Annotated in this window: 19 protein-coding genes; 16 read left to right on the top strand and 3 right to left on the bottom strand. The window is 69.6% G+C overall.

Annotated features, from left to right (window positions below; translation table 11 throughout):
* Positions 1–18: 18 nt before the first annotated feature.
* Positions 19–1,380 carry an MFS transporter gene (locus Q0Q23_RS05935; protein WP_295120850.1) on the bottom strand — a complete coding sequence of 454 codons (1,362 nt, stop codon included), beginning with the start codon at positions 1,378–1,380 and terminating at the stop codon, positions 19–21.
* A gap of 64 nt (positions 1,381–1,444) precedes the next feature.
* Between Q0Q23_RS05935 and Q0Q23_RS05930 the strand changes: the two genes are divergently transcribed.
* The 5 genes from Q0Q23_RS05930 to ndk all read left to right on the top strand — a co-directional run bounded on the left by Q0Q23_RS05930 (position 1,445) and on the right by ndk (position 7,892).
* Positions 1,445–2,107 carry a TetR/AcrR family transcriptional regulator gene (locus tag Q0Q23_RS05930; protein WP_295120847.1) on the top strand — a complete coding sequence of 221 codons (663 nt, stop codon included), beginning with the start codon at positions 1,445–1,447 and terminating at the stop codon, positions 2,105–2,107.
* A gap of 220 nt (positions 2,108–2,327) precedes the next feature.
* A complete protein-coding gene (ileS, locus tag Q0Q23_RS05925; protein ID WP_295120844.1) occupies positions 2,328–5,714 on the top strand; it encodes an isoleucine--tRNA ligase in 3,387 nt (1,128 codons plus the stop codon).
* The gene (locus tag Q0Q23_RS05920) at positions 5,711–7,078 is read left to right on the top strand and encodes a folylpolyglutamate synthase/dihydrofolate synthase family protein (RefSeq protein WP_295120839.1); all 1,368 of its coding nucleotides are present in this window, start codon (positions 5,711–5,713) and stop codon (positions 7,076–7,078) included. The genes ileS and Q0Q23_RS05920 overlap by 4 nt, the downstream gene beginning before the upstream one ends.
* Positions 7,075–7,473, top strand: coding sequence for a DUF4233 domain-containing protein (locus Q0Q23_RS05915; RefSeq protein WP_295120836.1), 399 nt, complete (start codon positions 7,075–7,077; stop codon positions 7,471–7,473). Before Q0Q23_RS05920 ends, Q0Q23_RS05915 begins: the two co-directional genes overlap by 4 nt.
* On the top strand, positions 7,470–7,892 hold the full coding sequence (ndk, locus tag Q0Q23_RS05910) for a nucleoside-diphosphate kinase (protein ID WP_295120833.1): 423 nt from the start codon (positions 7,470–7,472) through the stop codon (positions 7,890–7,892). Before Q0Q23_RS05915 ends, ndk begins: the two co-directional genes overlap by 4 nt.
* A 67-nt stretch (positions 7,893–7,959) precedes the next feature.
* On the opposite strand, the gene Q0Q23_RS05905 is transcribed toward ndk, so the two are convergent.
* Entirely contained in the window at positions 7,960–8,607 is a 648-nt protein-coding gene (locus tag Q0Q23_RS05905; protein ID WP_295120830.1) for a vitamin K epoxide reductase family protein, read from the bottom strand.
* A 316-nt stretch (positions 8,608–8,923) separates the two neighbouring features.
* On the opposite strand from Q0Q23_RS05905, the gene Q0Q23_RS05900 reads away from it, so the two are divergent.
* Positions 8,924–11,509 (top strand): Rne/Rng family ribonuclease, encoded by a 2,586-nt coding sequence (locus Q0Q23_RS05900; RefSeq protein ID WP_295120827.1) that lies wholly within the window; start codon positions 8,924–8,926, stop codon positions 11,507–11,509.
* Positions 11,510–11,542: 33 nt separating this feature from the next.
* On the opposite strand, the gene Q0Q23_RS05895 is transcribed toward Q0Q23_RS05900, so the two are convergent.
* Positions 11,543–11,818: a DUF4031 domain-containing protein gene (locus tag Q0Q23_RS05895; RefSeq protein WP_295120824.1), complete on the bottom strand. Its 276-nt coding sequence runs from the start codon at positions 11,816–11,818 to the stop codon at positions 11,543–11,545.
* Between the two features lie 257 nt (positions 11,819–12,075).
* On the opposite strand from Q0Q23_RS05895, the gene rplU reads away from it, so the two are divergent.
* From rplU to Q0Q23_RS05845, 10 genes are all read left to right on the top strand, one after another.
* Positions 12,076–12,384 (top strand): 50S ribosomal protein L21, encoded by a 309-nt coding sequence (rplU, locus tag Q0Q23_RS05890; protein WP_055916382.1) that lies wholly within the window; start codon positions 12,076–12,078, stop codon positions 12,382–12,384.
* Positions 12,385–12,415: 31 nt separating this feature from the next.
* Positions 12,416–12,673, top strand: coding sequence for a 50S ribosomal protein L27 (rpmA, locus tag Q0Q23_RS05885; protein ID WP_055916380.1), 258 nt, complete (start codon positions 12,416–12,418; stop codon positions 12,671–12,673).
* A gap of 82 nt (positions 12,674–12,755) precedes the next feature.
* Positions 12,756–14,327 (top strand): GTPase ObgE, encoded by a 1,572-nt coding sequence (gene obgE, locus Q0Q23_RS05880; RefSeq protein ID WP_295120818.1) that lies wholly within the window; start codon positions 12,756–12,758, stop codon positions 14,325–14,327.
* A complete protein-coding gene (gene proB / locus Q0Q23_RS05875) occupies positions 14,324–15,154 on the top strand; it encodes a glutamate 5-kinase (protein WP_295120815.1) in 831 nt (276 codons plus the stop codon). The genes obgE and proB overlap by 4 nt, the downstream gene beginning before the upstream one ends.
* A gap of 9 nt (positions 15,155–15,163) precedes the next feature.
* Entirely contained in the window at positions 15,164–16,432 is a 1,269-nt protein-coding gene (locus Q0Q23_RS05870; RefSeq protein WP_295120812.1) for a glutamate-5-semialdehyde dehydrogenase, read from the top strand.
* 71 nt (positions 16,433–16,503) lie between these two features.
* Entirely contained in the window at positions 16,504–16,740 is a 237-nt protein-coding gene (locus Q0Q23_RS05865) for a hypothetical protein (protein WP_295120810.1), read from the top strand.
* A 13-nt stretch (positions 16,741–16,753) separates the two neighbouring features.
* Complete coding sequence (gene nadD, locus Q0Q23_RS05860) at positions 16,754–17,356, top strand: nicotinate-nucleotide adenylyltransferase (RefSeq protein WP_295120807.1); 603 nt, start codon at positions 16,754–16,756, stop codon at positions 17,354–17,356.
* A complete protein-coding gene (locus Q0Q23_RS05855) occupies positions 17,353–18,684 on the top strand; it encodes a hypothetical protein (RefSeq protein WP_295120804.1) in 1,332 nt (443 codons plus the stop codon). The genes nadD and Q0Q23_RS05855 overlap by 4 nt, the downstream gene beginning before the upstream one ends.
* A 58-nt stretch (positions 18,685–18,742) precedes the next feature.
* Entirely contained in the window at positions 18,743–19,117 is a 375-nt protein-coding gene (gene rsfS, locus Q0Q23_RS05850; RefSeq protein WP_295120801.1) for a ribosome silencing factor, read from the top strand.
* Between the two features lie 7 nt (positions 19,118–19,124).
* Positions 19,125–19,310: a zf-TFIIB domain-containing protein gene (locus Q0Q23_RS05845; RefSeq protein ID WP_295120798.1), complete on the top strand. Its 186-nt coding sequence runs from the start codon at positions 19,125–19,127 to the stop codon at positions 19,308–19,310.
* Positions 19,311–19,477: the final 167 nt, after the last annotated feature.

Below are 19,477 nucleotides of genomic sequence, written 5' to 3'. Positions count from 1 at the left end.
GAGCCATGACCCGGCGGATCAGACGGTCGCCTCCGCGGCGGTCTCTGCCGCGGGCGCGACATCCTCGTCGAGGATCGGGCGACGCCGGGCGGCGGCCCAGGCGGCGACGAGGGTGATGAGGGACATCACCGCCAGCACGATGCCCGGGTGCCACCAGGCGTTGCCGACCGCGTTGCCGAAGACCAGGGTGAGCGCGGGCACGAACGAGGTGAGCAGCGCCGCGACGCTGTAGGCCACGGAGAGCGCGCTGTAGCGGATCGGGCTCGGGAAGAGATCGGACATCAGGCCGCCCAGGCCCGCCCACGAGAGCGTCGGGAGGATGCCTCCGATGATCATGCTCCCCACGAGCACTGCGAACGACGCGGACTGCAGCAGGAAGTACATCGGGAACGCGACGATCAGCGTGCCGATGGCTCCGATCGCCACGACACGCGCCGAGCCGATCCTGGCGGCCCAGAGTCCGAACAGCGGGATGGTGACGAGCTGCAGCAGGCCGCCGATCGTCGTGGCGACCAGGAGGTCCTGGAACTTGAATCCGAGCACGGCCGTGCCGTAGTCGACCATGTAGGTGTTCATCAGCGAGTACGAGCCGATGCCGAGCACCGCGGCGCCGATCGCGATGATGAACGCGGTCGGCGCCTTGGCGAAGACGTCGATCACCGGGAAGCGGTCGCGTCGGCCGGTCTCCACGAGCTTGCGGAACACCGGCGTCTCGTCGATCGACCAGCGCAGGTAGAGCGAGATCAGCAGCAGCGGGAAAGCCGTCAGGAACGGGATGCGCCAGCCCCACGCGGCGATGTCGGCCTGCGACATGGTGAGCGTGAGGACGATGAAGACCACGGCGCTCAGGATCGAGCCGACCGGTGAGCCGAGCTGGGGGAGTGCGGCGTAGAACCCGCGGCGCTTCGGGTTGGCGTACTCCGTCGCGAGCAGGATCGAGCCTCCCCACTCGCCACCCAGCGAGAGGCCCTGCACGAGGCGCAGGATCACCAGCGCCACACCGCCGAACCAGCCGGCGGCGGCGTACGTCGGCAGCAGCCCGACGAGGCCCGTGCTGACCCCCATGAGCAGGATCGTCATCAGCAGCACGGGGCGCCGCCCGATCCGGTCGCCCAGGTGTCCGAAGACGACGGCGCCGACCGGTCGGATCACGAAGCCGGCGGCGATCGCGAGGAAGCCGGCGAGCACGCCGCCGAACGCCCCGAGCGGCGTGAAGAAGAGCGGGCCGACGAAGAAGGCGGCGAAGTATGCGTAGAGATAGAAGTCGTACGATTCGAGGGAGGTTCCGACGAACGAAGCGATGGCGACGCGGCGGGCCGTGCCCGGAGTGATCCCGGGGCGGTCGGTCTCGCTGACGGCGATCGTGGGGGTGGAGGTCACGGGTGTCCTTCTGACTGAGGTATCTGAACCGGGTCCAATATTAGGCGTGAGGAGACAACGCACGATGACACCGCGCCATTCCAGCATCCGCGAAGGCAGCGGTCACCGGGCCGCGGGAGCGGGTGCATCCGCTTCCGGCCGGCCCCGCGCCTCGTCCCGGGGGATGCTGGCGGAGGCCGCTGCCGAACTGTTCCTCGAGCAGACCTACGCCGGGACGACCGTGGACGACATCGCGCGAAGGGCGGGCGTGAGCCGGGCGACCTTCTTCAACTACTTCTCCTCCAAGAGCGACCTGCTCTGGCTGGAGGTCGACGAGTCGTTGGCGGCCTTCCCCGGCATGCTCGCCGCCGCGAACGACGACGTGGAGCCCATGGCCGCCGTCCTCGCCGCGGTCCTGCGGCTGGCCGACGGCTTCGGGCCGGAGCGCCTGCCCCTTGCGGTGACGCAGGTGGAATTGATGGGCACGGACGCCGAGCTGCAGGCGTCGGCGCTCCCGCGCTTCCTGGCCGTCGTGCGCCAGGTGTCGGCCGCGATCGCGCGGCGCTCGGGCGACGACGCCGACGGCCTCCTCCCGCGGGCGGCTGCCACGGCGGTCGTCGGCGCAGCGGTCGCCGCGGCCGGTGCGTGGGCGCGCGCCGGGGTCGGGCGCGGGCCGCTGACTCCGGTGATGCGCGAGGCCGTCGAGCCGGTGTGCGCGGGCTACGCAGCCGCCCTCACGAACCGATAGACTGACGGGAGCGACGTCGACCCGGCAATCACCGGCGAGTCTTCGGAAGAACAGCGGGAACGCATCCGCTCAGTAGAACCGAACGGGGCAGGCCCGTCACAGCCGCAGAACGAGAGGCCCTCTCCGGCGCCGCAGGCGGAAGGGGCAAGCGGGGTGGTACCGCGGCGGGTGCGCAAGCGTCCGGCGTCCTCGTGCAGAGACGAGAACTGCCAGGAGAGAGATGCCGTACCCCAAGTCTGCGCCGGATGGATCCGCCGAGTCCGGGCGCGAACCGCGCCAGGACGTCACGCCATCGCCGGTGTTCCCGGAGATCGAGACCGACGTCCTCGCCTTCTGGGCTGAGGACGGCACGTTCCGCGCGTCGGTCGAGAACCGCGAGGGGGCGCCCGAGTGGGTGTTCTACGACGGACCGCCGTTCGCGAACGGCCTACCGCACTACGGTCACCTGCTCACCGGGTACGCGAAGGACGTCTTCCCGCGCTTCCAGACCATGCGCGGCAAGAAGGTCGAACGCCGCTTCGGCTGGGACACCCACGGGCTGCCCGCCGAGTTGGAGGCCGAGCGGCAGTTGGGCATCACCGACAAGAGCCAGATCGAGGAGATGGGGCTCGCGGCGTTCAACCAGGCCGCGAAGGACTCCGTGCTGCGGTACACGCGCGAGTGGCAGGAGTACGTCACCCGCCAGGCACGCTGGGTCGACTTCGACAACGACTACAAAACGCTCGACACCTCGTACATGGAGTCGGTGATCTGGGCGTTCAAGCAGTTGCACGAGAAGGGTCTCGCCTACGAGGGCCACCGCGTGCTCCCGTACTGTTGGCGTGACCAGACCCCGCTGTCCAACCACGAGCTGCGCATGGACGACGACGTCTACAAGATGCGCCAGGACCAGACGGTCACCGTGACCTTCCCCCTGACAGGAGCCAAAGCGGAGGCACTGGGCCTGACCGGCGTGCGTGCGCTGGCCTGGACGACGACGCCGTGGACGCTGCCCACGAACCTCGCGCTGGTGGTCGGCCCCGACATCTCGTACGCGGTGGTCCCCGCCGGTCCGAACGGCGCCGCCGATGTCCACGGACACGCGAGCGGAGGGCGCACCGCCGGGCTGCACGAGGAGGAATCGCTCAGCGGGGAGTATCTGCTGGCCGTCGACCTGGTCGGCAACTACGCGAAAGACCTCGGCTACGGATCTCCGGAGGCCGCCCGCGCGGCCGTCCTGCGCACGATCCCTGGCCGCGAGCTGGAGGGCGTGACGTACGACCGGCTGTGGGACTACTACGCCGACACCGAGAAGTACGGCACGCAGAACGCCTGGCAGATCCTCGTCGACGACTATGTGACGACAGAGGACGGCACGGGCATCGTCCACCAGGCCCCCGCATACGGCGAAGACGACCAGCGTGTCTGCGAGGCGGCCGGCATCCCGGTCATCATCTCGGTGGACGACGGCGCCCGCTTCCTCCCGGAGGTGCAGGACGTCGCGGGTCTTCAGGTGTTCGAGGCGAACAAGCCGCTCACGACGCTGCTGCGCGAGCAAGGCCGCCTGCTGCGTCAGGCGAGCTACGAGCACTCGTACCCGCACTGCTGGCGGTGCCGCAACCCGCTCATCTACAAGGCGGTGTCGAGCTGGTTCGTGCGCGTCACCGAGTTCCGCGACCGCATGGTCGAGCTCAACCAGGGCATCAACTGGGTTCCCGAGAACGTCAAGGACGGCCAGTTCGGCAAGTGGCTCGCCGGCGCCCGCGACTGGTCGGTGTCGCGCAACCGCTACTTCGGTTCGCCGATCCCGGTGTGGAAGAGCGACGACCCCGCCTACCCGCGCGTCGATGTGTACGGCTCCCTGGAGGAGATCGAGTGCGACTTCGGGAGGCTGCCGGTCAACGCCGCCGGCGAGCCCGACCTCCACCGCCCGTTCATCGACGAGCTCACCCGGCCCAACCCCGACGACCCGACGGGCCGGTCGACCATGCGCCGCATCCCCGACGTGCTCGACGTCTGGTTCGACTCGGGTTCGATGCCGTTCGCCCAGGTGCACTATCCGTTCGAGAACCACGACTGGTTCGACAGCCACAACCCCGCGGACTTCATCGTCGAGTACATCGGCCAGACGCGTGGCTGGTTCTACCTGCTGCACACGCTCGGCACCGCCCTGTTCGATCGCGCCGCGTTCAAGAACGTGATCTCGCACGGCATCGTGCTCGGCAGCGACGGTCAGAAGATGTCGAAGTCGCTGCGCAACTATCCCGACGTCAACGAGGTCTTCGACCGCGACGGCTCCGACGCGATGCGCTGGTTCCTGATGTCGAGCCCCGTGCTGCGCGGCGGCAACCTGATCGTGACGGAGGAGGGCATCCGCGAAGGTGTCCGCCAGGTCCTGCTGCCGCTCTGGAGCACCTGGTACTTCTTCTCGCTCTACGCGAACGCCACCGGCTACGAGGCGAAGCACTCGACTGCCTCCACCGACGTGCTCGACCGCTACCTGCTGGCGAAGACGCGCGACCTCGTGGAGGCCGTGACCGCCGACCTCGAGGGCCTGGACTCGACGCTCGCCGCTGCGAAGCTCCGTGACTTCGCCGACGTGCTCACGAACTGGTACGTGCGTCGCTCGCGCGACCGGTTCTGGGTGGGAGTGTCGGAGGACGGCGCCGGCACCGAGGCGTTCGACACCCTCTACACCGTGCTCGAGACGGTGACCCGGGTGGCGGCCCCGCTGCTGCCCCTGGTCGCCGAGCGGATCTGGAAGGACCTCACCGGCGGCCGCAGCGTCCACCTGACGGACTGGCCCGAGGCGGGCCTTTTCCCCGCCGACGACGAGCTCGTCGACGCGATGGACCGCATCCGGGCGATCAGCTCGACCACCCTCTCGCTGCGCAAGCAGTCCGGCCGCCGGGTGCGCCTGCCGCTGGCGTCGCTCACGGTGGTCGCCGCCGACGCGGAGGCCCTCCGTCCGTTCGAGGGGATCCTGCGCGACGAGCTCAACGTCAAGGCGGTCGAGCTGGTCGAGCTCGCCGACGACAGCGCGGCCTCCTACGGCATCACCAGCCGGTTGACGGTGAACGCCCGCGCGGCCGGACCGCGGCTCGGCAAGCAGGTGCAGCAGGTGATCCAGGCCGCTCGCTCCGGTGACTGGTCGGAGCACGACGGAGTCGTTACGGTTGGCGGCGTGGAGCTGGTCGAGGGCGAGTACGAGCTGGTGCTGGAGACCGCGCAGGCCGACGAGGATGCCTCGTCGGCTCTGGCACTGCTGCCCGGCGGGGGGTTCGTGCTGCTCGACACCGCCACGACGCCCGAACTGGAGGCCGAGGGTCTGGCCCGCGACGTCATCCGCGCGGTGCAGGACACCCGCAAGGCGGCCGGGCTCGACGTGAGCGACCGGATCGAGCTGAGCGTCGCGTTCGATCACGACGACGATGTCCGGGCCATCGCCCTGGCGGGAGACGCCGTCGACATCGCGGCGGAGACGCTGGCCCTGGAGTTCGCGTTCGTCTCGGCGGACGACGACCTCGCGGACGACGGCGAGGGCTTCGTCAAGGAGTTCGCAGCAGGCCAGTTCGCGAACGCGGGACGGTTCACGGTCGGCGTGACGAAGGTGGAGGACGCCCGATGACCGACGACGAAGAGCTGCGCGACGACGCCGAGGCTGTTTACCAGGCGCTGCTCGCGCGCATCGGCGAAGGCGCCCCGGAACGTCGCCTCGACGCGACGCGTCGCGCAGTCGAGCTCCTCGGCGACCCGCAGCGGGCGTACCCGATCATCCACGTCACCGGGACGAACGGAAAGACATCCACTAGCCGCATCGCCGAGAGCATCCTGCGCGCCTACGGGCTGCGCACGGGTCTGCTCACGAGCCCCCATCTGGTGCGCTTCAACGAGCGGATCATGATCGACGGCCAGCCGATCTCCGACGAGGCGCTGGTGCGCAACTGGGAGGACGTCCGTCCGTACCTGGAGATCGTCGACGCCGAGCTGGAGGAGCGGGGCAAGGCGCCGCTGACTTTCTTCGAGGCCCTGACGGCTCTGGCGTTCGCCGCGTTCGCCGATTCTCCCGTCGACGTCGCGGTGATCGAGGTCGGGATGGGTGGCGAGTGGGATTCGACCAACGTCGGTGACGGCCAGGTCGCGGTCTTCACTCCGATCTCTCTCGATCACACCAAGCAACTCGGCGACACGGTGCGCGAGATCGCGCGCACCAAGTCCGGGATCATCAAGCCGTCCGCCGACGTCGTCAGCTCGGCCCAGGCTCCGGAGGCCATGGCCGAACTGGAGGAGGCCGCGCGGTTGACCGAGTCGACCCTCGCCGCGCAGCCGCAGGCGTTCGACGTCGTGGAGACCCGGGTGGCCGTGGGCGGCCAGCTGGTGACGGTCCGTGGGCGCGCCGCGACGTATGAAGACGTGTTCCTCCCGCTCTACGGCGATCATCAGGCTCAGAACGCCGCCGTCGCCGTCGCCGCCGTCGAGACGTTCCTCGGTCGCGGCAGCCGGCCGCTCAAGGCCGATCTGGTCGAGGAGGGCTTCGCCACGGCGACCTCGCCCGGGCGCCTGCAGCTGGTCGGCATCGAGCCGACCATCCTCGTCGACGCGGCGCACAACCCGGCGGGAGCGGCGACGCTGGCCGACGCCCTGCGCCGCTACTTCGACTTCGATGAGGTCACCTTCGTGCTGGGCAGCCTGGGCGACAAGGACGCCCGGGGTGTGGTGAGGGCGCTCACGCCCCTCGCAACGCAGTTCTTCGTGACGGAGCCGTCCTCCGACCGCGCCCTGCCGGCCGACGAGCTGGGCGACATCGTCCGCGAGGAGGCCGGCGACGAGGCGACGATCGTCTACTCCGACGCCCTCGACGCTGTGGAGGCGGCCCGCGAGTGGGCGGCCGAGGAGCCCCGGCGCGCCGTCGTGGTCACCGGTTCGATCGTGCTGGTGGGAGCGGCGATGGCGTACGCAGACGAGCAGGGCTGGAAGGACGCGGCCGAGTGAGCGATCAGACCTCCGGGAGCCCCGCGCGGCCCGCGAAGCCGCCGCGAGCCCGTCGACAGCGGTCCCTCCGCGAGAGTCTGGGCTCGATCGTGCTCGGCTTCGAGCTCATCGTCGTCTTCCTGGGGGCACTCGTGCTCTTCGGGCTCAAGAGCCTGCCGGCGTGGATAGCGTTGGGCGGGGGAGCGGCCGTCGTCATGCTGATGATCGCCGCCATCGGGCTGATGCGCAACCGCGTCGGCGTCGTGCTGGGCTGGATCGTGCAGCTCCTCGTCGTCGCCGCCGGGTTCCTGGTGCCCGCCTTCTTCATCGTGGGGGCGATCTTCACGGCCATGTGGACCTACTGCATGATCGCCGCTTCCCGCATCGACCGGAACAACCGAACGGAGAACAGATGACCACCGCTGTCGAAGAGACCCTCGTACTCGTCAAGCCCGACGGAGTCGCCCGCAATCTCACGGGCGAGATCTTGCGCCGCATCGAGGCGAAGGGCTATTCGCTCGTCGACGTGCGCATGCTGCAGGCCGAGCGCGAGCTGCTGGCGAAGCACTACGCCGAGCACGAGGGCAAGCCGTTCTACGAGCCGCTCGTGGAGTTCATGGAGTCCGGCCCGATCGTCGCGCTGCGCGTGGCAGGCAATCGCGTGATCGAGGGCTTCCGCTCTCTCGCCGGTGCGACCGACCCGACCACCGCCCTCCCCGGCACGATCCGCGGCGACCTGGCGCGCGATTGGGGACTCAAGGTGCAGCAGAACCTCGTCCACGGCTCGGACTCGCCCGAGTCGGCCCAGCGCGAGCTCGCGCTCTGGTTCGGCTGAGCGCGCAACGCCGACGACACGACACGGCCCCCGACCGACTGGTCGGGGGCCGTGCGCGTTGCGGCGCTCAGACGAACGCCCGGTGGATCCAGTCGAGCTGGATCTGCGCGAGGATCGCGACGATCGCATAGCAGACGATCGTGATCAGCGGGACCCAGCCGTAGAGCGTGCCGAAGAAGGTCCTGGCGCGCTCCGGCACCGGGATGTTCCCCTCTTTGAGGTTGTAGAGGGTGACCGCCCAGAAGGTCGGGATCGTGACGGTCCAGGTGACCATGCACCAGGGGCACAGCACGTTGAGCACGGTGAGCGACTCGGTGATCAGGAAGATGACGAGCGCGAGCGCGAGCACGACGCCCACGTTGAAGGCGATCCAGTACCAGCGGGCGAAACGCGAAGCAGTGGCGAAGAGCCCGACGCCGACCGCGATCGTCGCCGTCCAGCCGCCGAGGCCGAGGATGGGATTGGGGAAACCGAGCAGCGATCCCTGCCACGAGTTGAGGTTCTTGCTGCAGCCGACGAGCACACTGAAGTTGCAGGACAACTGGGCGTCGGGGTTCGCGAGCAGGTGGAACTTGTCCACGGTGAGCATGTAAGCGGCCCAGAGCCCGATCAGCCCCGCGACGATCAGGAAGACGGCGAGTGCGGTGGGGCGCCGGTATGTCGCGGGTGCGGGGTCGGTCGTCGCAGCAGTGGGCGCAGTCTTCGAGGCAGGCACAGTCGGATTATGGCATGACGCGACGCGGCTCTTCTGTGAACGCGGGTCGCGCCGGTCGATCGTCCTCGACATGCGATAATCGTTGGATAAGTCGTCCCGGCAGCGTGCCGGCCGACTCCACAGAAGGCTTGAGGGCGCCAGGTGCGCCCGAATGAACAGCCGGTCGCTCACGACCGGCACAAGACAAATGAAAGCCGGGCGGAGGGTGCCACGAGCACCGCTGTCCGATCAAGGATTACGGAGGGGCCGAGCGGCACCTCCGACGGAGAGTACCCGGCGAGCGGGTTGCCGCCGCCGGTCGAGGAGTGCACCAGCGATGGTGGAAAACGAGAATATCGACAACACGAACAGCAGCGATCAGAGCACGGGAGGGCGAAGGCGGCGCAGTCTCTTCGGCGGCCGGCGGGTCAGCCGCCCGGCCGGCACCGCGGAGACCCCCGTCTTCGCGGAGGAACGCGAGGTCGCGGCTGAGCAGATCGCCGTCGAGCAGGTCGCCGTCGAGCAGGTCGCGGCCGAGCAGGTCGTCGCCGAGACGACGGTGGATGCCCCCGAAGCCGCGAGCGCGCAGACCGAGGAGCAGCCCGCCGGGCAGCCGTCCCCGCAAGCCGTCGCGGCGCCTGACGGGCACGAGCCTCCCGCCCTGCCCGACCGGCACGGGGAGCAGCCCGAGGTGACCGCGGCGTTCGCGCCCGGTCTCCCGCCGACGACCCTGCTCTTCCAGGCGCCCGACATCCTCCCGCTGCCGCCGCTTCCCGACGACGAGCCGACCGGCACGGTCCGCCGTCGTTCGCGTCGTCGCGCAGGCGAGAACGGCCGTAACGAGGCTAACGACCCGGCGAACACCGTGGTCAAGGTGCGTACTCCGCGTGAGCCGGAGCTGATCACCGAGCCGCAGAAGGTCAAGGGCTCCACCCGCCTGGAGGCCAAGAAGCAGCGGCGCCGTGACGGCCGCGATGCCGGGCGCCGCCGCCCGGTGATCACCGAGGCCGAGTTCCTCGCACGCCGTGAGTCGGTCGACCGGCAGATGGTCGTGCGGTCGAAGGGCGGCCGCATCCAGATCGGCGTCCTCGAGGACAAGGTGCTGGTCGAGCACTACGTGGCGCGCTCCCAGGAGGCGTCGCTCATCGGCAACGTCTACCTCGGTCGCGTGCAGAACGTGCTGCCGAGCATGGAGGCCGCTTTCGTCGACATCGGTCGCGGGCGCAACGCGGTGCTCTACTCCGGCGAGGTCGACTGGGATGCCGTGGAGACGGGCAACCAGCCGCGTCGCATCGAACTGGCGCTGAAGGCGGGCGACCGCGTCCTCGTGCAGGTGACGAAGGACCCGGTCGGTCACAAGGGTGCCCGTCTCACCAGCCAGATCTCGCTGCCGGGCCGATACCTTGTCTACGTGCCGAACGGCTCGATGAACGGCATCAGCCGCAAGCTGCCCGACACCGAGCGCTCGCGGCTCAAGAAGATCCTCAAGGAGGTTCTCCCCGAGAACGCCGGCGTGATCGTGCGCACGGCCGCCGAGGGCGCCACCGAGGAACAGCTCACCCTCGACGTCACCCGCCTCACCGCGCAATGGGCCGACATCAGCCGGCAGGTCGAGACGCAGCAGGCTCCCGCGCTCCTGCACAGCGAGCCCGACCTCCTGATCAAGATCATCCGCGACGTCTTCAACGAGGACTTCCAGAAGCTCGTGATCGCCGGCGACGACGCGCGCCAGACGATCGAGAGCTACCTCCGGCAGGTCGCGCCCGACCTCATCGACCGCGTGGAGGCGTACAGCGGCGACCGCGACGCTTTCGACGAGTTCCGGATCACCGAGCAGATCGAGAAGGCGCTCGAGCGCAAGGTCTGGCTGCCCTCCGGCGGATCGCTGGTGATCGACCGCACCGAGGCGATGACCGTCGTCGATGTGAACACCGGCAAGTTCGTGGGTTCCGGCGGCAACCTCGAGGAGACCGTCACCAAGAACAACCTGGAGGCCGCGGAGGAGATCGTCCGCCAGCTGCGGCTGCGCGACATCGGCGGCATCATCGTCGTCGACTTCATCGACATGGTCCTGGAGTCGAACCGCGATCTGGTGCTGCGCCGCCTGATCGAGTGCCTCAGCCGAGACCGCACCAAGCATCAGGTCGCGGAGGTCACCTCGCTCGGACTCGTGCAGATGACCCGCAAGAAGCTCGGGCTCGGGCTCCTGGAGACCTTCAGCGAAGCGTGCGAGGTCTGCGCCGGTCGTGGCGTGATCGTCCACCACGATCCCGTGGTCAAGCACCGTCAGCCGCAGCAGCAGCCGCAGAACGAGCGTCGTCGCGCGCGCGGCGGCAACGGGGGCGGTCAGCCCGCATCGAGCGCACCGCACACCAACGGCACCCACGCGATCACGGACGACGCCAAGAACGCTCTGGCACAGATCGCGGCCTCGACCCTCCACCTGCACCACGAGGGCGACGCCGCGGCCGGTGGCGATGCGACGGCCGTTTCGGCTCCCGCCGCAGAGGCCGACCAGGCGGCGGCAGCCGACGGCGCTCCCAAGAAGCGCCGCCGGAAGAGCAAAGGTCAGCGCGACGAGCAGCGCGGCGAGGCGGCGGAGCAGCGGTCGACGCCCCAGCAGCCGTCGGCGACCGAGCAGCAGGGGGCGGGCGAGGCCGCCGCGCCGCCCGCAGAGCCGGAACCGGCGCAGGCCGCGACTCACGTGCACGTCGACCTGCCGCTCCTCGACCTGCCGGAGCCGGCCGAGCAGCCCGCTCATGCCCCCGCGCCATCCGCGGTGGAGACCGAGCTGCTGCTCGACTCCGTGCTCGACGCGCTCCCGCACCCGAAGACGCCGAGCCAGGGTCGGAGCCGGGGCCGTCGTGCCAGCACGGCCGTCATCACCGGCGGCGAGCTCGCCGGCGATCAGAGCGACGCCTGATCAGGTTCTTTGCGACCGCGTCCCCGTCACCCTTCAGTGCCGGCGGACGCGGTCGCGTGCGCGCACCCGGAGGCCGCTCGCGATGAGCCGGGTCACCAGTTCCTTGCCGTCGACCGGCACGGCGCCTGCTGCGACCAGCTCGTCGTAGCGGCGGTCCGGTACGTCGTAGTGGTCGAGGTCGAACGCACGCGAAGGGACGTCGGCCGCGACGGCGAACGCGTGCAGTTCCTGAAGCGACGTATCGCTGACCAGATGCGACCACAACATGCCGTGGGCGGGCCATGCCGGGGGATCGATCAGGACCGTCATACAATGATTCTAGGAACCGGCCCCGTGCAGGGTGCCGGGCGGTCTCGACGCCCCCTCGTTGAATTGACGGGTCGTGTGGCGTCGGGTAAGGTTGACCGTTGGTGTGTGCCGGTATGCCGGTGCATCCTCGCGGTTTTCTGAGAGCCACCCGTCGCCATCGACGGGCGCGAGCTCACCAGTAACTCCCTGAACAATCAAGAGCAGGACAGATCCACGGCGACGCCGGGAGCTGATCCCCGACGAAAAGGTACGTGAAAGTGGTTTACGCAGTTGTGCGCGCCGGTGGCCGGCAGGAGAAGGTCGAGGTCGGCACCATCGTGACGATGGACCGCATCAAGGCCGACAAGGACGGCAACGTCGAGCTGGCCGCCGTCCTGCTCGTCGACGGTGACAAGATCACCTCCGACGCGAAGTCCCTCGCGAAGGTCAAGGTGACCGCCGAGGTCCTCGGCGACCTGCGCGGCCCGAAGATCGTCATCCAGAAGTTCAAGAACAAGACCGGCTACAAGAAACGCCAGGGCCACCGCCAGGAGCTCACGCGCGTCAAGATCACCGGCATCAAGTAGCCGACAGCGAACGTCTCGAGGAGAAGAAGACATGGCACACAAAAAGGGAGCGAGCTCCACTCGCAACGGTCGTGACTCGAACGCGCAGCGTCTCGGCGTGAAGCGCTTCGGCGGCCAGACCGTCAACGCCGGCGAGATCCTGGTCCGTCAGCGCGGCACGCACTTCCACCCGGGCGTCAACGTCGGCCGCGGTGGCGACGACACCCTGTTCGCCCTCGCGGCGGGCTCGGTCGAGTTCGGCAACAAGGGCGGCCGCAAGGTCGTCAACATCGTGGCCGTCGAGGCCTGAGCCTCACCCACGACTGCACTTCACGGATGGGCGGGCTTCGGCCCGCCCATCCGTCGTTTACCCCCTGGAACGAGGAGTACCCATGGCAACGTTCGTCGACCGCGTGACGCTCCACCTGCGCGCGGGGAACGGCGGCAACGGGTGCGTCTCGGTCCGCCGCGAGAAGTTCAAACCGCTCGCCGGTCCCGACGGCGGCAACGGCGGCAACGGCGGTGACATCGTCCTCGTGGCCGACCCGCAGGTGACGACCTTGCTTGGCTACCACCGTCACCCGCACCGCTCGAGCGACAACGGCGGCTTCGGGATGGGCGACCACCGCAGCGGCCACACGGGCGGCGAGCTCGAACTCCCCGTGCCGGTCGGCACCGTCGTCAAGTCCGCCGACGGCGAAGAGCTGGCCGACCTCACCGAGCCCGGCATGCGCTTCGTCGCCGCCGCCGGCGGCCTCGGCGGTCTCGGCAACGCGGCGCTCGCCACTCCGAAGCGCAAGGCGCCGGGGTTCGCCCTGCTCGGCACGCCGGGCTGGGAGGGCGACGTCCTCCTCGAACTGAAGACCGTCGCAGACGTGGCCCTCGTCGGCTACCCCTCCGCCGGCAAGTCCAGCCTGATCGCCGCGCTGTCGGCCGCGAAGCCGAAGATCGCCGATTACCCGTTCACCACGCTGCACCCCAACCTCGGCGTGGTACAGGCCGGCGACGTGCGCTACACCGTCGCCGACGTCCCGGGCCTGATCGAGGGCGCGAGCGAAGGCCGCGGGCTCGGGCTCGAATTCCTGCGGCACGTGGAGCGCTGCTCGGCGCTGCTGCACGTGCTCGACTGCGCCACGCTCGAGCCCGGGCGCGACCCGATCAGCGACCTCGAGGTGATCCGGGACGAGCTCGCCGCCTATCCGGTTCCGGAGGGCCAGGTGCCGCTGCTGGAGCGCCCGCAGCTGATCGCGCTCAACAAGATCGATGTGCCCGACGCCCGGGAACTGGCGGAGTTCGTCCGTCCGGACCTCGAAGCGCGCGGCTACCGCGTGTTCGAGATCTCCACCGCCTCCCACGAGGGCCTGAGAGCCCTGTCGTTCGCCCTCGCCGAGCTGGTCGAGGACGCCAGGAAGGCCGAGGCGTCCGAGGCCCAGGTGCGTCCGCGGATCGTGATCCGCCCGAAGGCTGTCGACGACTCGGGGTTCACCGTGAAGGTCGAGGGCGGCTCGGACGGCCCGGTCTACCGGATCCTGGGCGCCAAGCCCGAACGCTGGGTCGCCCAGACCGATTTCGCCAACGACGAGGCCGTCGGGTACCTCGCCGACCGTCTGGCCAAGCTCGGAGTCGAGGACCGGCTGTTCGGCGCGGGTGCGGTCGCCGGCTCCACTGTGGTGATCGGCCGCGACAACGGCGTGGTCTTCGACTGGGAGCCGACACTGACCTCCACCGCCGAGCTGATCACCTCGCCGCGCGGCACGGATGCCCGCATCGACGCCGGGCACCGGCCCACCAGGGCCCAGCGCCGCGAGGACTACTTCGACCGGATGGACGGCAAGGCCGAGGCCCGTGCCGAACTCCTCCGCGAGAAGGAGGCGGGTCTGTGGCAGGACGACGACTACGACGACTACGACGGCCAGGACTCGGGCTCCCGGGGTGCGGCGGAAGGTGAGACGGGCAAGGAATGACGATCGACGAGCGCGCCCAGGTCCCGACCGCCCGACGGATCGTCGTGAAGGTCGGCTCGTCGTCGATCAGCGGTGAGAACGCCGGGCAGATCGGCCCGCTCGTCGACGCCCTCGCCGAAGCCCACGGGCGCGGCACCCAGGTCATCCTGGTGTCGTCCGGTGCGATCGCCACCGGCATCCCGTACCTGTCGCTCGATGCACGACCGACGGATCTGGCGACCCAGCAGGCCGCTGCCGCCGTCGGCCAGAACGTGCTCATCTACCGCTACCAGGACAGCCTCGACCGCTACGAGATCGTGGCGGGGCAGGTGCTTCTGACGGCGGGCGACATGGAGAACCCGACGCACCGGAGCAACGCGAAGCGCGCGATGGAGCGTCTGCTCGACCTGCGGATCCTGCCGATCGTGAATGAGAACGACACCGTCGCCACCCACGAGATCCGCTTCGGCGACAACGACCGGCTGGCCGCGCTCGTGGCACTGCTGGTCGAGGCGGACTTGCTGGTCCTGCTCTCGGACGTGGACGCGCTCTACACGAAGCCGCCGCAGCAGCCCGGCGCCGAGCGCATCGCGGTCGTCGCCTGGGGCGACGAGCTCGCGGGGGTCGAGATCGGCTCGACCGGCCTCTCCGGGGTGGGAACCGGGGGAGCCCTCACCAAGGTGTCCGCTGCACGCCAGGCCGCCGAGCAGGGCACGGCTGTCATCCTCACGTCGACCGCCCTCGTGTCCGAGGCCCTCCGCGGCGAGCCGGTCGGGACGTGGTTCGCACCCGCGCCGAGTACGGCCGATGTCGCCTACGCCGAGTACGCCGACGACGCCACGGCCTAGAATCGACTCATGTCTTCGACCACTGCCGTCCCGGTTTCGCTCGCAGACCGTCTCTCCGCGGCGAAGGCCGCGTCCCTGCGACTGGCGACGGCGACCACGGAGCAGAAGAACAGCGCACTGCGTGCGATCGCCTCCGGGGTGGTCGCGGCCGAGCAGGCCGTCCTGGCGGCGAACGAGCTGGATCTCGCGAACGGTCGCGAGAACGGCCTGTCGGCCGGTCTCCTGGACCGGTTGACACTGAGTCCCGCCCGGCTCCGCGCTCTGTCCGACGCGGTGCTGGAGGTCGTGGCCCTGACCGACCCGGTCGGCCAGGTCGTCCGGGGCAGCGACCTCCCGAACGGTGTCAAGATCGCCCAGACCCGCGTTCCGTTCGGCGTCGTCGGCGCCATCTACGAGGCCCGGCCCAACGTCACCGTCGACATCGCATCGCTCGCGATCAAGAGCGGCAACGCGGTCGTCCTCCGCGGGGGGACTGCCGCGCTCAACACCAACCGTGTGCTCGTCGGTGTCGTCCGCGATGCGCTCGACAGCGCGGGACTTCCGGCCGATGCGGCGCAGACCATCGACGAGTTCGGACGCGACGGCGCGAACGAGCTGATGCGAGCCCGGGGCCTGGTCGACGTGCTCATCCCGCGGGGGAGCGCCGAGCTGATCCAGGCGGTCGTCACGCAGTCGAGCGTCCCGGTGATCGAGACCGGCGCCGGGGTGGTGCACATCGTGCTCGACGAGAGCGCGCGTGAAGACTGGGCCGTCGACATCGTCCGCAACGCCAAGGTGCAACGACCCAGCGTCTGCAACGCGGTGGAGACCCTGCTGGTGCTCCGGTCCGCCGCCGACCGCCTTCTTCCGGCGGTGCTCGGCTCGCTCGCCGAGGCCGGGGTGACCATCCACGCCGACGAAGCGGCTCTGCCGTACGCGCCGGGAGGCGTGCCGGTGACCGACGAGGACTACGCCACGGAGCACATGAGCCTCGACATCTCGGTGCGTGTCGTCGACGACCTGGATGCCGCCATCGCACACATCCGCCGCTACTCGACCCAGCACACCGAGGCGATCGTCACGAACGATCTCGGCAACGCCGAGCGCTTCCTCGCCGAGGTCGACTCCGCCGTCGTCATGGTCAACGCATCGACGCGGTTCACCGACGGCGGGGAGTTCGGTTTCGGGGCCGAGGTCGGCATCTCGACGCAGAAGCTGCACGCCCGTGGTCCCATGGGTCTGCCGGAGCTGACGAGCACCAAGTGGATCGTCCGCGGGTCCGGCCAGATCCGAGGGTGACCGCCCACTAGACTGAACAGCGGCCACGCGCCACCGCGCCTACATCACAGCGCCCGAAAGGAACACCACCGATGTCCCAGTTGACGACCATCCTCGCAGCGGCGGAGACCCACGTCGAGCTGCCCATGCCCACCTGGGCATTCGGCGCGATCGCCATCGTCACCTTCCTGGCGCTGCTCGGTGTCCTCTTCAGCTACCGCGACGTCGCGAACCGCCACAGCCACCGTTCGGCAGCCGACGCGGCGTCGCACGCGGGGGCTCCCGGCGCGACGCACCACGGCACCGGCCACCCGACCCAGGGGCACTGAGCCGCCTCCCGGCATGGAGCTGACCGAGAAGAGCCGACCGCGCATCGGCGTGATGGGTGGAACGTTCGATCCCATCCACCACGGCCACCTGGTCGCCGCGAGCGAGGTCGCGCAGTCGTTCGACCTCGACGAAGTCGTGTTCGTGCCCACCGGTCAGCCGTGGCAGAAGGGCGAGGTGACCCCCGCCGAGCACCGGTACCTCATGACGGTGATCGCCACGGCCTCGAACCCGCGATTCACGGTGAGCCGGGTCGACATCGACCGCATCGGGCCGACCTACACGATCGACACCTTGCGCGACCTCCGCGACGAGCGGCCCGACGCCGAACTGTTCTTCATCACGGGAGCGGACGCCATCGCCCAGATCCTCAGTTGGCGCGACATCGACGAGCTCTGGAAGCTCGCGCACTTCGTGGCTGTGAGTCGCCCGGGACACGACCTCAATATTTCTGGATTGCCGAAACAAGACGTAAGCTTGTTGGAAGTTCCGGCCCTGGCGATCTCGTCCACCGACTGCCGGAGCCGGGTGAGCAGGGGATTCCCCGTCTGGTACCTCGTCCCCGACGGGGTGGTCCAGTACATCTCCAAACATCACTTGTATCGGAGTGTGGCATGACGTCTTGGCCTGAAGAGCCAGCGGAAGCGAGCCAGCCGCCGCAGACACGGCGACAGGCCAGAGAGAACGAGCGTACTGCGGCGCGCCAGGCGGCGCGCCGGGCCGGCACCTCTGAGCCCACTCCTGCGGGCGAGATCCCCGAGACGTCCACCACCCCCGGCGCGTCGGTCGCTGAGGACGGGGGTGTCTCCATCCCGGCCACCGCCTTCGCCGAACCCGGTGTGACCTCGCCGTCGGGCGCGGGCAGCTTCGACAACCTGGTCTTCAGCGCTCCGAAGCGGAGCGAGGCCGACGCCACATCCGATGCGTCGGCCTTCGATCTGTTCCGGCAGGCGCCGGATCCGTCCAAACCCGAGCCGGTGACCCAGCCGATGGCGGTCGTGCCGGCGCCGGCGGCGGCGCCTCGTCCGGCGACCTCGCCTGCCTCGCCGTCGGCCGCATCCACGCCGGCTGCCGCTCCCGCGTCGACCGATGCGCACGAGAGCGGGGAGCGTACGTTGACGCGCCGCGAACTGCGCGCGATGCTGCAGGCGCAGGCCGCCAATCAACAGGCCAACCACTCGCCGGCGATCGCGGAGCCGGTGTTCCCGGTGACGTTCACAGACGCCGACGCGGCCGCGACCGACCAGCGCGCTCCCGCGGCCGCGGCGGGAGCGCCGGTGAGCGCACGTCGGGCCGATGGTGGCTCCGACACCGACGTGAGCGCGTCGCCCACCTCGATGTTCACGGCGTTCGGCGCGCCCACCGCAGCGGTTCCGGCCGCAGCGGCCACGGCGTCCGCCGCCCCGGCGCAGCCGGCGCGGGTGGAGACCGCAGACTCCGACGAGGACCTCTCGGGGCACGAGCGCCGCCCGTTCACGCCGCCGACCGGTCACTGGTCCACGGCGGCCGAGCTGGAGGATGGGTCCGAGCCGATCACGTCCCGCAACGTCGGGCACTCGACGGCCGCGACGACCACCAACGCATTGATCCTCCCCGCACTCCCGCAGGCCGATGCGACCGGTCCGCTGACGAGTACCGGCGAGATCCTGGTGACCGGTTCGATCGATCTTCCGCGAACACTCGGCGCGACCGGTGCCCACGACCGCATCGACTCGTCCGACATCGACCGTCTACTCGACGGCGAGGAGAACGAGTTCAACACGTCGGAGGTCGCGCCGGTGCGCGCCTCCCGCGCCATCAGCACGCACACCTCCACCCGCGGAGTGATCGCGCCGCCCAAGAAGCGCGGCAACACGCTGCCGGTCGTGCTCATGGTGACCGCCGGCGTCCTCGCGGTCGGGGTGATCGGACTCCTGATCGCGGCCTACGTCCTCAACGTCTTCTGATGCTGCGTGAACCGATGACCCGCTCGACGCCGCACCGCTCAATCATGAAGGACTCTCTGTGACCGCCTCCCCGCACGCCCGGGACATCCTGCAGATCGCGGCCGCCGCCGCCGACGCGAAGGGGGGTATCGACCTCGTCGCGCTCGACGTGTCCGGTCCGCTTCCGCTGACCGACGCTTTCCTGTTGGTCTCCGGCTCCGTCGAGCGCAACGTCATCGCCATCGCGTCGGAGGTGGAGGACCGCCTGAACGACGCCGGTGTGCGCACGCTGCGGCGCGAGGGCAAAGCAGAGGGGCGTTGGATCCTGCTCGACTTCGGCGATCTCGTCGTGCACGTCTTCCACGAGGAGGACCGCATGTACTACGCGCTCGAGCGGCTCTGGAAGGACTGCCCGGTGCTTCCGCTCGAGCTGCCGGTGCACACCGCCGAATAGCGCCGCAGTGCGGGGCGTCTGGCTCGACCGCGGCGAGCTCGACAAGATCATCGACCGCGCTCAGCCCGCACATTCGTCGCACACCGCTCAGGACGATTACCGGGGCCGGGACACGCACGCCCGCCGCGACGAATACGGGCAGCGGCCCCACACGAAGAAGCGCGAGAACAGGCTCAGCGAGCTCTTCGACTGATCCGCCGGTGTCACACGCCCGGGCTGCGCCCCCGATTTTCGTTGCGTAGCCCGCGTGTAGTACGCTGAATGAGTTGTCCGGGGAGCCCCGAAACAACGCAACAAACGAATACGGGTCTGTGGCGCAGCTGGTAGCGCACCTGCATGGCATGCAGGGGGTCAGGGGTT

Origin of the sequence: uncultured Leifsonia sp. (genome assembly GCF_945957465.1) — a bacterium.
GTDB lineage: Bacteria > Actinomycetota > Actinomycetes > Actinomycetales > Microbacteriaceae > Leifsonia.
The sequence above is the reverse complement of the archived record's forward strand: the minus strand, read 5'-3'. Positions and strand labels throughout refer to the sequence as shown.